This window comes from Ewingella americana ATCC 33852 (assembly GCF_000735345.1).
GTDB lineage: Bacteria > Pseudomonadota > Gammaproteobacteria > Enterobacterales > Enterobacteriaceae > Ewingella > Ewingella americana.
In genome coordinates, this window is the sequence record NZ_JMPJ01000027.1 from 1 (window position 1) to 12,986 (window position 12,986).

Here is a 12,986-nt window from a genome sequence, read left to right on the forward strand (position 1 = left end):
CAGCTGACCAAAACCGGTTATACCGATTTGGCGGGTCACTGTCTGGCGATGCGCACCACCATTAATGGTAAGCCGGTGACGCTGGTGGTGATGGACGCGTTCGGCAAATACACCGCCTTTGCGGATGCCAACCGTCTGCGCACTTGGATGGAAACCGGCAAGAGCGTGCCTGTGCCGCAAATTGCCAAAACCTACCGTAAAGCGAAGGACCAACAGCGTTCTCAGCCGAGCGTGGAAGAGGCCGACGACTAAGGTTGCCGAAGCTCAATTAGTCATAAAAAAAAGCGGCGTTGCCATCCAGCAACGCCGCTTTTTTGTTATCGATTTCTAGCAGAACTGACGATCAGAAAATCAGTTTAAATACGCCAGTCAGGGTCAGTAAGCCGACGATAAAGATAATGGCGATGATCCACAGAATAATTTTCATGCGCAGTCCCTCAACAAGATAATGAATGTAAAGAAATCTCTAAACCGCTGATATCTTTCATTCAGTATAGACAGGATTGGGAATTTTGCTGCGTTTGCGGAGTTCGCAAAAACTGGATTGCCTCGCGCAGGGCACAAATTGGGCTGGAAAGCGGCGTGCCGAACTGAGTCAAATTCCCCGCGCCGGTCATGGAAGCCTGTGCCAGCGCCACGCGCTCAACTCCCTGTTGAAACGCCACATCAGCCTGCGCTGCAATGCGTTGCAAATATCCGGCAATGTTGCCAGCTAAAAAGTTGTCCCACGCACCTTCTACCCATTCAAATTCTACTTCGGCCTGTGGGTGGTGCTCCACCTGTTCGAACAGACGCTGGGTCGGCCCGAGGGTAGTTTTGGCGGCGTACAGCACGCGCGTTTTGCCCGCCGTTGCCATGGATTGCTCGGCCAAGGCCCGATCAACACGCCAGACCGGGATGTCGAGCAGCGCGTTGGCCTCGGTGGCGGCTGGCCCCAGCGTCGAGCAGGTGAGCAGGATCAGGTCGGCGCCCTCGGCCAAGCTCAGCAATATCTCACGAGTTTGTTGCCCAATTTCTGGCGTCAGCCCACCGGCTTGTCCGGCGGCGGCCAGCAGGTCAGGGCGCGCGTGGTGCGTGAGCTGGTCGGGAGAGATCCCCAGCGCGTCGGCGGCGGCATCAAAAATAGCAATATTACTTTCGGCAGTGTGTAAGCAGGCGATGCGCAATAGAGGCTCCGAGATAGGCAATATAAAGGAGGAAAACCCGCTCGGCGGCAAGCCACGGAGCGGGGCGGTGGGGCTTACTTATCGGACGAGGCTTGCCACAGGTTCAGTTCGCCATCGGCCACGTGCTTATCAATGGCAGCCAACTCTTCGGCGGTGAAGTGCAGGTTGCCGAGCGCCGCGACGTTCTCTTCCAACTGCTCTGGTCGGCTAGCACCAATCAACACCGAGGTCACGCGATCATCTTTCAGCAGCCAGCTCAGGGCCATCTGCGCCATGCTTTGGCCGCGTTTTTGCGCCATCTCGTTGAGCAGGCGCAGGCTGTTGAGGTTCTCCTCGGTCAGCATTTTCTCTGACAGGCCGCGCGCCTTTTTGCCTTCGGTCTGCATCCGCGAACCGTCAGGAATACCGTTGAGGTATTTACCTGTCAGCAGCCCTTGTGCCAGCGGGGTAAAGGCGATGCAGCCGGTGCCGCTCTCTTCCAGCACGTCGAGCAGCCCGCTTTTATCCACCCAGCGGTTGAGCAGGTTGTAAGAAGGCTGATGGATTAACAGCGGGATTTTCCATTCGCGCAACAGCTCGGTCATTTTTTGCGTGCGCTCCGGCGAGTAAGAGGAGATGCCGACATACAGCGCCTTGCCGCTCTGCACCGCGTGGGCCAAGGCCGAGGCCGTCTCTTCCATCGGCGTTTTTTCGTCAACGCGGTGGGAGTAGAAGATGTCGACATACTCCAGCCCCATGCGTTGCAGGCTTTGGTCGAGGCTGGAGAGCAGATATTTGCGCGAGCCGCCGGAGCCGTACGGGCCCGGCCACATGTCATAACCGGCCTTGGTGGAGATGATCAGTTCATCGCGATAGGGGGCGAAATCTTCACGCAGCAGGCGGCCAAAGTTCTCCTCGGCAGACCCCGGAGGCGGACCATAGTTGTTGGCTAAGTCGAAGTGGGTAATACCTAAATCAAAGGCTTTGCGCAGCAGGTCGCGTTGGGACTCCAGCGCGCTGATATGCCCGAAGTTGTGCCACAGGCCGAGTGACAGCGCGGGCAGCTGCAGCCCGCTGCGGCCGCAGTAGCGATATTGCATGTTCTCGTAACGGGAAGGGCTTGCCTGATACGGCATGATGTCTCCTTATCTTGATAGGTTTTTGTAGGGTAGATTTGAAACACTGTTCCTATCTTAGCGCTCATCAGGCCAACGGCAACCGGCGGGAGGGGAATTTCTGCCTTATCTTGTTACGGATTTGTAAAAAGATTTGTTTGCTCGACGGGCAGAAAAAACAGGGCGAACTATAATTAACTCAGGCCGCCACCTTCTTAATGCTTGTGACATGCCTTGTTACGCTGCATGCCGGAGGACATTATCACCCGCGCCGTTGGCGGTTTCCGGCGTTTATGGGGGTGTACCATGGTCAATCATGTCTGGGGACTGATGTCCCGTCCCGGTCCAGAATTGCAACAAATCCAGCGCGAGCGGGAAACCGTCTCACACGTCTACTCTCACCACGTATTGCTTATGGCGCTGATCCCAGTGGTGTGTTCCTTTATCGGGACCACCCAATTGGGATGGAACTTTGGCGATGGTCAGCGCCTGATTGTTTCCATGTTCACCGCCTCTTATATCGCCGTAATTTTCTATGTGCTGATGCTCGGCGCGGTCGCGCTGATGGGGCGGATCATCTACTGGATGGCTCGCCGCTATGACAGCCGGCCTTCGCTCAATAGCTGTATCGTCTTCGCCGGTTATGTGGCGACGCCGATGTTCCTCAGCGGCATCGTGGCGCTCTATCCGATGGTCTGGCTGTGCCTGTTCGTCGGGCTAATTGGCCTGTGCTACAGCGGCTATTTGCTGTATCTCGGCATTCCTAACTTCCTCAATATTGACCACCGCGAAGGCTTCCTGTTCTCCAGCTCGACGCTGGCAATGGGCGTGCTAGTGCTCGAGCTGCTGCTGGCTCTGACCGTGTTGATGTGGGGTTATGGCGCGAAGCTGTTCTGACCTGATGTAACGCGTTGAGGCAGGGAGAGGCGAATCCTCATCCCTGCCTTTTTTATGCCTGCGAAATGGCTATTCCCGCCAGCCTTTAAGCTTGCTGGTTTTACCAATACCGGGGTTGAAGCTATTGGTCGGGTCAGCTTGCTGATAGAAGGCTTTCAGATGCGGCTTGGCGATATAGAGATGCCCGACGTTGTGCTCGGCGGGGTACTCCGCACCTTTCGCGTCGAGGATTTCCAGCATCTGGTGCTTGAGCTTCTTGCTGTCGGCCCCTTTCTTGACGATGTAATCCTGATGGAAAACGTGACACATAAAGTGGCCGTAGTAGAGCTTGGCGACCAACTGATTGTCGATTTCAGCCGGAAGCGTTTCGAACCAGTCGCGGTCATTGCGGCGCAGGGCGATGTCCAGCGCCAGAATGTCTTCCACTTCTTTTTCGTGCACCGCGTGATAGCGCACGGCGGCCCCGGCTGCGGCGAAGCGATGCAGAAAGGCTTTCTTGCCCTCTTCGTCAGTGCAGACAAAGAAGTCGCCTTCGTGCTGTTTAAAGAACTCGGCGAGGAAGCTTTGCGCCTCGGCGATGCCGTCACCGGACATTTTTAACAGCAGGTGATGCTCGTAGCGGTCGCGGTATTTCTTCATGCGCGGTGGCAGGTGGTTCGGCAATGCTTTGCTGATGCACTGCATCACGCGGTCACTAAAGTTCTTCGGCAGGAAAGGCACCTTGCTGGCGTGGGCGTCAAACTTGCCCTTGGCGCTGAACATGTCCGGCATTTTGTCGGTGCCGAGCTTGTCGATCATCATGAAAGTGTCTTTGCCGTAGACTTCGGTGATATCAAAAATGTCGCGGTGCATGTACTCACCGGCCACCGGCAGGTTTTTGAAATCGCCCAAAATCTGGCGGCGCAGCTCGGTCAACACCGCGGTGCTGTTGGTGCCGATATAGAAAACTTGCTGCTGGCTTTCCGCCGGGAAGGTGTCCAGACGCACGGCAAAGACCGCCAGCTTGCCCGCACAGCCGGAGGCCTCAAACAGGCGGCGCTGGTCGGCATTGAAGCGAGAAGGGGTGTCGGCATCGACGTCGCGCACGCGCTCAGCGTAGTCATGGTCAGAGGCCAAACGCTGGTCGTGATGCACTTCGCTGGCGCTGAAATTGCCTTTCTCCAGCCGAGTGAGGATCTGCTCTGGCGTGTCGCCCAGTTCAATTCCCAAGTGGTTAATCAGCTGCAACTGTCCCTGCTCATCAATCTGCGCGTAGAGCGCCATTTCGGTATAGGCCGGGCCGCGTTTGACCAGCGATCCGCCGGAGTTATTACAGATACCGCCGACCACCGACGCGCCAATACAGGAGGAGCCAATCACCGAATGCGGCTCGCGGCCATAAGGTTTGAGGATTTTTCCCAGCTTATATAAGGTGCTGCCGGGGAAGCCAATCACCTGATTGCCGCCGTCGAGCAGTTCAATATGGTCGAGCTTGAGGGTGCTGAAGATGACGATATCGCGGTCATAATCATCGCCGCTCGGCGTCGAGCCTTCGGTCAGCCCGGTGTTGGCCGCCTGCATAATGACAATCTTGTCAGCCTCGACGCAGGCCTTGAGCAGTTGCCACTGCTGGAGCAGGGTCTGCGGAAACACTACCGCTAAGGCTTTACCGCCGCCGGAGCGAAAACCCTTGCGGTAGCGCTCGGTATTACTGTCGCCGGTGAGTACATGGCGGTAGCCGACGATCTCTTTCAGACGTGTGATCAGCGTCTGATTATCCTGATGAATGCTCATGTCCTATTCCTCACTTTTTACCCAGAGGGTCAAAATTGCTGCCCTGAATAATCATAGGCTTAAATGATATTAAAGGAAGGGTTCATATTTGAACGTCATGGGATGGTTATTAAAGCATCATCAATGTGTCACAAAACTCCCGCTTAATGATTGCCAGAATCTGTAGGCAACCGAGAGAACGCACCATGGCGCAAGCTCAACTTAAGCTGGCACAGGCCGAATATCCACAGGCCCGCACGCTGCAACAGAACAAAGTTTTAGACGTTAAAGGATTGGTTAAATCCTACAAATCAGGACAGCGCGTTCTGAATGACATCAATTTTGACCTGCATGCCGGTGAGTTCGTGGCGGTGATCGGTCGCTCTGGTGCCGGTAAATCAACCTTGCTGCACGTGCTGAACGGCACCATTCCTCTGTCTGACGGCAGCGTAGTTTGTCATTACGAAAATGGCGAACAGCAGCAGTTGGCAGGTTTGACCGGCAAAGCGCTGCGCCGCTGGCGTTCAGGCTGTGGCATGATTTTTCAGGATTTCTGTCTGGTACCTCGTCTAGACGTCTTGACCAACGTGCTGTTGGGCCGCCTCAGCCAGACTTCTACTTTCAAATCTTTCTTCAACCAATTCGACGATGAAGACCGCGCTCGCGCCATCTCGCTGCTCGAGTGGTTGCATATGCTGCCGCACGCCTTGCAGCGCGCGGAGAACCTGTCCGGCGGGCAGATGCAGCGCGTCGCCATCTGCCGCGCATTAATGCAAAATCCAAAAATTCTGCTGGCCGATGAGCCGGTGGCCTCGCTGGACCCGAAAAACACGCTGCGCATCATGAACGCGTTGAAGAAGGTGAGCGAAGAGAACATCGCCGTGATGGTCAACCTGCACTCGGTTGAGCTGGTGAAAGACTTCTGCACCCGCGTAATTGGTATTGCCAAAGGGCAGATTATTTTCGACGGGCATCCTGATGATTTAAATGATTCCATCTTGCACCAGCTGTATGGCGAAGACGGCGAGTCATCTCATTGATCTTATTTATTCGTCACAATAAGTAGTTTGTAATATTCATTGTTTTTATTTATTTCAACTTTCTCTCCATCTACACAAGGTCATTATTACATGAAGAAGTTATTACGTCTGGCGGTATTGGTGGCAGGTACTTTTACCGCAATGCACAGCATGGCAGCAGATGCGCCAAAAGAATTAAATCTGGGTATTCTGGGTGGTCAGAATGCGACTCAGCAGATCGGCGATAATCAGTGTGTGAAAGATTTCTTTGATAAAGAATTAAATGTAGATACTAAACTGCGTAACTCTTCTGACTATTCAGGCGTTATTCAGGGCTTATTAGGCGGGAAAGTTGACATGGTATTAAGCATGTCACCTTCATCTTACGCATCGGTTTATTTAAATAACCCGAAAGCCGTCGATTTGGTGGGTATTACTATTGATGACACCGACAAATCTCGCGGTTACCACTCTATCGTGGTGGTAAAAGCCGACAGCCCGTACAAGAAGCTGTCTGACCTGAAAGGCACGGCGTTTGGTTTCGCTGACCCAGATTCCACCTCGGGTTACCTGATCCCTAACCAAGCCTTCAAGAAAGAGTTTGGCGGTAATACTGATAACAAATACAACAACTTCTTCTCTAGCGTCACCTTCTCAGGCGGCCACGAGCAGGACATTCTTGGCGTACTGAATGGCCAATTCGCTGGCGCAGTGACCTGGGCTTCCATGATTGGCGACCGCGAAACTGGGTACACCTCTGGCGCGTTCAACCGTATGATCCGCATGGATCACCCGGACCTGATGAAGAAAATTCGTATTATTTGGGAATCTCCGTTAATTCCAAACGGCCCAATCTTAGTGCGTAGTGACCTGCCAACTGATTTCAAAGCCAAACTGGTTGCCGCAATTAAGAAATTGGACACCAGCGACCACGCCTGCTTCGTTAAAGCCGTCGGCGGCACCATGCATATTGGTGAAACTTCACTGGCAGAATATCAACAGATTATCGACATGAAGCGTGAATTAACGAAGGGTTCTCGCTAACAGGCTATTTTGCTTGCCACTTTGAATGCGGGCAGTGCTCGGATCCCTCACGTACTTTATGTACGCTGCGGATCCTGCGCGCTGGCCGCATCCAAATTGCCTGCGACAATAACGCCTGCATATATTTTACTCTTTAATATCGATAGAAATACGGAATCATTATTTTGAATAAAGACTTCAATCGTTATTATCAGCAGATTCGCGGCAAACAAAAACGTGAAGCGCTGGTATGGTCGGGAATAATGCTGCTGCTCTATTTATGGTCCGGCAATGTTTCTGAACTCAATCTGAAAACCGTATTTTTCTCTGCTCCACACTTCTTCGATTACATTGGCGAAACCGTGCCGGTACTGCACTGGTCAAAACTGTTTGCCGATGGTCACACTGAAGGTTCGCTGGCTTATTGGGGATACCGTCTGAATATTCAGTTGCCGCTGATTTGGGAAACTATTCAACTGGCGATCTCATCGACGATTTTATCCACCGCGCTCGCCACCTTGCTGGCTTTTATGGCCGCCAGCAACACTGATTCGCCGAAATGGCTCAAATTTAGTATTCGCACCTTTGTGGCTTTCCTGCGCACCATGCCCGAGCTGGCGTGGGCGGTGATGTGCGTCATGGCGTTCGGCGTCGGGGCTATTCCGGGCTTTATCGCCCTGACCCTGCACACCGTAGGCAGCCTGACCAAACTGTTTTATGAGTCGATTGAAACCGCCTCTGACAAACCGGTTCGCGGCTTGAAGTCTTGCGGCGCCGGGCGTTTGCAGCGTATGCGCTTTGCCCTCTGGCCGCAGGTCAAACCGATTTTCCTCTCCTACAGCTTTATGCGTCTGGAGATTAACTTCCGCCAGTCAACCATTCTCGGGCTGGTCGGGGCAGGGGGTATCGGCCAAGAGCTGATGACTTCCATCAAACTTGACCGTTACGACCAAGTCAGCATGACGCTGCTGCTGATCATTCTGGTGGTTTCGATTATGGACTTTTTATCCGGCAAGCTGCGTAAACTCGCGGTAGAGGGCACGTTCTGATGCTGACTGAAGCTCTTGCACCATCGGCTATCGCCAATATCAAGCGCGATAACCCAAAACTGTTTTCCGCCCAGCGCCGCTATCTGCGCTATCTCGGCGCTTTCGCCGTGCTTATCACGCTGTATTACATCTACTTTTTCACTTTCTACGGCATCCCTTGGTCCGCCGTGGTTCATGGTTCATCTGAGATTGGCCGCTATTTCCTGCGCATGTTCGTGTGGCATAACTTCTCCGAATGGCCACTGATGTACTACTTCGAGCAGATTGTGATGACGCTGGCGATTGTCTTCGCCGGGACCATCACCGCCTCCTTCCTCGCACTGCCGCTGTCGTTCTTGGCGGCGCGAAATGTGATGTCGACGCCGGTGCTGCGCCCGATTTCGCTGGTGGTGCGCCGCATTCTGGACGTCCTGCGCGGTCTGGATATGGCGATCTGGGGGCTGATTTTTGTCCGCGCCGTCGGCATGGGCCCGCTGGCTGGCGTGCTGGCGATTATTCTGCAAGACCTTGGCCTGCTCGGTAAGCTGTATGCCGAAGGGCACGAAGCTGTGGAACGCTCGCCGAGCCGTGGCCTGCGCGCCTTGGGAGCCAACCCGCTGCAAACTCATCGCTTCGGCATCTTCACCCAGTCATTCCCGACTTTCCTCGCGCTGTCGCTGTACCAGATTGAGTCCAACACCCGTTCTGCGGCGGTATTGGGCTTCGTCGGGGCAGGGGGGATTGGTCTGGTGTATGCCGAGAATATGCGTTTGTGGAACTGGGACGTGGTGATGTTTATCACTCTGATTCTGGTGGTGATCGTGATGACGATGGATAAAATTTCCTCTATTCTGCGCGCGAAATACATTCATGGCGAAGATATCGACCTATTCGAAGCGCCGCCAAAGCCGAAGCCGCCGATTGAGCTGTACAAGCCATAAAAGTCAGGCCTTGAGCATAAAAAAAGCCCCTTCTCCGCACGGAGAAAGGGCTTTTTTACTGGCTGCTAAACTAGGATTTCGCAGTCAGTACGACCAGTTTCTGGTTCACAAACTCTTTGATCCCCAAATCTGATAACTCGCGACCAAAGCCCGAGCGTTTCACGCCACCGAACGGCAGTTCTGGCGCGGTGTCGGACGGCGAGTTGACATACAGCATGCCGGTTTCGATTTGTGTTGCCAGCTTGCGGGCGCGCTTCATGTCTTTGGTGAACAGTGAACCGCCAAGGCCGTAGTTGGAGTCATTCGCCAACTTCACTAACTCTTCATCATTTTTCACCACGTAAATCTGCGCCACCGGGCCGAAGAACTCTTCGAAGTAGGCCGGATTGTCGCGGGTGATATGAGTCAGAATGGTCGCCTCATAGAAATTACCCGGATTGTTGGCCACGGCTTTACCGCCTACGTGAACCTTCGCCCCGTTTTTCACCGCCTGCTCCACCTGCTTGGTGAGGGTTTTCAGCGCGTCGGCTGAAGAGAGCGGGCCAAGCGTGGTGCTGCTGTCGAGCGGGTCGCCAATTTTCAGCGCTTTAAAGTGTTCGGTGAATTTTTTCAGGAACTCATCGGCGACTTTCTCATGAATAATGAAGCGTTTCGCGGCGGTACACACCTGCCCGGCGTTAGCGACACGGGCCTGCGCCCCGGCTTTAGCGGCGTGGTCGATATCGGCATCTTCCAGCACGGCGAAGATATCATTACCGCCCAGCTCCAGCGTCGATTTCTTCAGTTTGCTGGCTGCTTTGGCGGCCACCACGGCACCGGCTTTTTCCGAGCCGGTCAAGGCAACGCCCTGTACGCGGTCATCTTCGATGATGTCAGCCACCTGATCCTGTGAAATAAACAGGTTGGTGTAAGCGCCTTTCGGTGCGCCAGCTTCGCTGACCAACTTCTCGAAGGTTTCGGCACAGTGCGGGACAATACCGGCGTGCTTGACGATAACACTGTTACCGGCGGCCAGATTCGGTGCCAGAACGCGCATCAGCTGGTAGAACGGGAAGTTCCACGGCTCGACCGCCATGATGATGCCAATCGGGCTGTGCTCGACCCAAGCTTCGCCAAGGCTGGATTTGTAGGGAACGGGCTTGAGGAACTCTTCGGCGTTGTCGGCGTAGTACTTGGCAATTTCCGCGCACAGCTTCACTTCGTCGCGGCTCTGCTCAATCAGTTTACCCATCTCAACGCTGACGATTTTCGCCAGCTCTTCCACTCTGGAAGACATAATATCGGACAGTTTATGCAGCACTTTTAGGCGTTGCTGCATGTCGCCCTGCGCCCAGTCAGACTTATACAGGGCGTGGCCTGCACTCAGCGCTTGTTCAACATGCTGATCGTTATGTGTTTGATATTCTTTGATAAGCTTGTTATTGAAAGGATTAATCGTTTGATAAGGCATAAATGACTCCTTGTTTATAACGCTTTTGTGAAACCTGACTTAAGCCTAGACGATAAAATCGCGCTTTGGGACGGGAGTCACCTTTGGCAACACTCTAGAATCGGCGGTTTTTGCGCCAAGCTCCGCAGCCCGCGCCATGCACGCCCTGAGGGTCGTCCTTCGGATAAATCGGCTTTACTTAACTTTGCAGCCAACGCATTGATTGACCCGTTGAACTCTTTTTCAACTCATATTCACCCAGCCAATCAACATTGATTGATAAAAACCGCGCTCACTTTTATGCTGGATTTCCTTTTTGATCCGACAGATAACGAGAAGCCGATGAAGCTTGCTGCAATTCCGTTTTGCACCACTGACTGGAGTCAGATTGAGCCAACCGAGCACGCGGGTGAAACCGGCGTCGCGCAGTGGCGGACCCAGCATTTCGGCGATATTCGGGTGAGGATCGTCGAGTACTCGGCAGGCTATTTGGCGGACCACTGGTGTAGCAAAGGTCACGTGCTGTTCTGTCTGGAAGGTGAATTGCAGACCCGTCTTGACGATGGGCGAACCTTTACCCTGACGCCCGGCATGAGCTATCAGGTGGCGGACAACGCAGAGGCGCACCAGTCCTCGACCGCGTTGGGCGCAAAGCTGTTTGTGGTTGACTGATTTTTCAGTCGTAACAACCCTTTAGATAATGTTTTTGAGGAGCTGTGGTGAGTAAATTACGCGTAGGCATCATTTTTGGCGGGAAATCGGCAGAGCACGAAGTCTCGTTGCAGTCGGCAAAGAATATTGTGGATGCCATAGATAAGAATCGTTTTGATGTCACGCTGTTAGGCATTGATAAGAAAGGCGAATGGCACATTAATGATGCCAGCAACTACTTGATCAATGCTGAAAACCCGTCGCTGATTGCGCTGAATAAGTCCAATAATCAGGTAGCGCTGATCCCCGGCCAGACTGAAAATCAGCTGATTGAAACTCACAGCGCCAGCGCACTTTCCCAGTTGGACGTCATTTTCCCGATTGTCCACGGCACGCTGGGTGAAGATGGCTCGCTGCAAGGGCTGCTGCGCATGGCAAACATTCCCTTTGTCGGCTCTGGCGTGTTGGGTTCGGCGGTCAGCATGGATAAAGACGTCACCAAGCGCCTGCTGCGCGACGCGGGCCTCAACGTGGCGCCTTTTGTCACCGTGACGCGTAGCAACCGCGCTAAGCAGACCTTTGAGAAAGTCTCAGAAGAACTCGGCCTGCCGCTGTTCATCAAGCCCGCTAACCAAGGCTCTTCGGTTGGCGTCAGCAAGGTCAGCGACCTCGCCAGCTATACCCGCGCGTTGGATTTAGCCTTTGATTTCGACCACAAAGTGCTGGTGGAGTCGGCCATCGTTGGCCGTGAAATCGAGTGCGCGGTGCTGGGTAACGCCTACCCGCAGGCCAGCGTCTGTGGCGAAGTGATCCTGCACGATGAGTTCTACTCTTACGACACCAAATACATTAACGAGCAGGGCGCCTCGGTGGCGGTTCCGGCGGATTTATCCCCTGAAACCAATGACCGAATTCGCGCCATCGCCTTGCAGGCTTTTGAAGTTTTAGAGTGTCGCGGTATGGCGCGCGTTGACGTGTTCCTCACCCAACAGGGCGAAGTGGTGATTAACGAAATCAATACTTTGCCGGGCTTCACCAATATCAGTATGTATCCAAAACTCTGGGCCGCCAGCGGCTTGGGCTACAGCGATTTGATCACCAAATTGATCGAACTGGCCCTAGAGCAGCACCAACAGGACAGCCAGCTGAAAAGCTCGGCCAACTGATCACGCAGTGAAACCTCCCCTGATTGTAGGGGAGGTTGACCGACTTAGCGTCGATACTTCCACAAGATGACGGCTGCCGTACTCAGCCCGACCAGCGACATCACCTCCAGCGCCATAATCGCCCCGCCGTATTGCGTCAGTGCCGCCACCATCAGCGAGGCCACGCCCGCCGCCATTAATTGCCAACGCCACGCCATCGCACTGGCCGACGCCACGGCTTGCGCGTCAAACTCACGTAAAATGCCGAAAGTCGCCAGCGCGAACACCACGTTAGAGGCAATGTGCGCGATAAAAATCATCCCCAGAGGCGCTAAATACCACGCGGACATTGGCGGGATCAGCAGATAGCAGCCGAGAAAAATAATCAGGCAGGCCGCCAGCAGCCTGTTATTCCCAGCGTATTGCCGCATTCGGTCTGCCGGAAGTAGCAGCGGGCCGCACAGCTGGCCCAGACTGCGGGCGAACAGCAGCGGCAGCGCGAAACCGGTGGTTTCATCGGGTTTAATCTGCTGGGCCAGCGCGGGCAGCAGCGACATCGCTGGCGTGCCGACGGTAGCCAGCATCGGCAGCATCAGCAGGCTGCGGCGTTGCAGCGGCGAGAGTGCCCGCCAGCTGATTTCCCCCGAAATGCTTGCTGTGGCATTGGCCTGCGCACTATCCGACGTCGGCACAAAGCGCCGCGCCGCCAGCAAAAGCAGGACTGCCGAGGCGACAAAACTCAGGGCGTCGAGCAGCAACATTCCTCCGGCATTGATCAGCGGGAAAATCAGCACCCCCACGCCCACCCCGAGCAGCACCTGCGCGGCGAAGATGAGCGTCT

At 54.4% G+C, this 12,986-nt stretch carries 12 protein-coding genes and 2 pseudogenes; 8 read left to right on the forward strand and 6 right to left on the reverse strand.

Annotation, left to right across the window (positions count from 1 at the left end; all coding sequences use genetic code 11):
* Window positions 1–252 (forward strand): annotated as a pseudogene (locus GEAM_RS04295) (D-alanyl-D-alanine endopeptidase); the annotation flags it as partial.
* A gap of 91 nt (window positions 253–343) precedes the next feature.
* Here the strand turns inward: GEAM_RS04295 and GEAM_RS23585 are convergent.
* The 3 genes from GEAM_RS23585 to GEAM_RS04305 all read right to left on the reverse strand — a co-directional run bounded on the left by GEAM_RS23585 (window position 344) and on the right by GEAM_RS04305 (window position 2,281).
* A complete protein-coding gene (locus GEAM_RS23585) occupies window positions 344–427 on the reverse strand; it encodes a small membrane protein YohP (protein ID WP_019105993.1) in 84 nt (27 codons plus the stop codon).
* Window positions 428–488: 61 nt separating this feature from the next.
* Window positions 489–1,166, reverse strand: coding sequence for an aspartate/glutamate racemase family protein (locus GEAM_RS04300; protein ID WP_034788705.1), 678 nt, complete (start codon window positions 1,164–1,166; stop codon window positions 489–491).
* 74 nt (window positions 1,167–1,240) lie between these two features.
* Window positions 1,241–2,281, reverse strand: coding sequence for an aldo/keto reductase (locus GEAM_RS04305; RefSeq protein WP_034788708.1), 1,041 nt, complete (start codon window positions 2,279–2,281; stop codon window positions 1,241–1,243).
* 285 nt (window positions 2,282–2,566) lie between these two features.
* On the opposite strand from GEAM_RS04305, the gene GEAM_RS04310 reads away from it, so the two are divergent.
* The gene (locus GEAM_RS04310) at window positions 2,567–3,157 is read left to right on the forward strand and encodes a Yip1 family protein (protein ID WP_034788711.1); all 591 of its coding nucleotides are present in this window, start codon (window positions 2,567–2,569) and stop codon (window positions 3,155–3,157) included.
* A 69-nt stretch (window positions 3,158–3,226) separates the two neighbouring features.
* Here the strand turns inward: GEAM_RS04310 and dld are convergent, their stop codons facing one another.
* The gene (dld, locus tag GEAM_RS04315) at window positions 3,227–4,930 is read right to left on the reverse strand and encodes a D-lactate dehydrogenase (protein ID WP_034788714.1); all 1,704 of its coding nucleotides are present in this window, start codon (window positions 4,928–4,930) and stop codon (window positions 3,227–3,229) included.
* A gap of 185 nt (window positions 4,931–5,115) precedes the next feature.
* Here dld and phnC point away from each other — a divergent pair, with 185 nt between their 5' ends.
* The 4 genes from phnC (at window position 5,116) to phnE (GEAM_RS04335) (ending at window position 8,920) form a co-directional block, all read left to right on the forward strand.
* The gene (gene phnC, locus GEAM_RS04320) at window positions 5,116–5,949 is read left to right on the forward strand and encodes a phosphonate ABC transporter ATP-binding protein (protein WP_034788717.1); all 834 of its coding nucleotides are present in this window, start codon (window positions 5,116–5,118) and stop codon (window positions 5,947–5,949) included.
* Between the two features lie 90 nt (window positions 5,950–6,039).
* Window positions 6,040–6,972 (forward strand): phosphonate ABC transporter substrate-binding protein, encoded by a 933-nt coding sequence (gene phnD, locus GEAM_RS04325; protein ID WP_034788720.1) that lies wholly within the window; start codon window positions 6,040–6,042, stop codon window positions 6,970–6,972.
* Between the two features lie 164 nt (window positions 6,973–7,136).
* A complete protein-coding gene (gene phnE / locus GEAM_RS04330) occupies window positions 7,137–8,000 on the forward strand; it encodes a phosphonate ABC transporter, permease protein PhnE (protein WP_034788723.1) in 864 nt (287 codons plus the stop codon).
* Complete coding sequence (phnE, locus tag GEAM_RS04335; protein WP_034788724.1) at window positions 8,000–8,920, forward strand: phosphonate ABC transporter, permease protein PhnE; 921 nt, start codon at window positions 8,000–8,002, stop codon at window positions 8,918–8,920. Before phnE (GEAM_RS04330) ends, phnE (GEAM_RS04335) begins: the two co-directional genes overlap by 1 nt.
* Before the next feature lie 70 nt (window positions 8,921–8,990).
* On the opposite strand, the gene GEAM_RS04340 is transcribed toward phnE (GEAM_RS04335), so the two are convergent.
* The gene (locus GEAM_RS04340) at window positions 8,991–10,370 is read right to left on the reverse strand and encodes an NAD-dependent succinate-semialdehyde dehydrogenase (protein ID WP_034788725.1); all 1,380 of its coding nucleotides are present in this window, start codon (window positions 10,368–10,370) and stop codon (window positions 8,991–8,993) included.
* 321 nt (window positions 10,371–10,691) lie between these two features.
* Here GEAM_RS04340 and GEAM_RS04345 point away from each other — a divergent pair, with 321 nt between their 5' ends.
* Together GEAM_RS04345 and ddlA are read left to right on the forward strand one after the other, a co-directional pair.
* Window positions 10,692–11,021: a DHCW motif cupin fold protein gene (locus tag GEAM_RS04345; RefSeq protein ID WP_034788726.1), complete on the forward strand. Its 330-nt coding sequence runs from the start codon at window positions 10,692–10,694 to the stop codon at window positions 11,019–11,021.
* Window positions 11,022–11,068: 47 nt separating this feature from the next.
* Window positions 11,069–12,166 (forward strand): D-alanine--D-alanine ligase, encoded by a 1,098-nt coding sequence (gene ddlA, locus GEAM_RS04350; protein ID WP_034788728.1) that lies wholly within the window; start codon window positions 11,069–11,071, stop codon window positions 12,164–12,166.
* Window positions 12,167–12,210: 44 nt separating this feature from the next.
* Here the strand turns inward: ddlA and GEAM_RS23255 are convergent.
* Window positions 12,211–12,986 (reverse strand): annotated as a pseudogene (locus GEAM_RS23255) (MFS transporter); the annotation flags it as partial.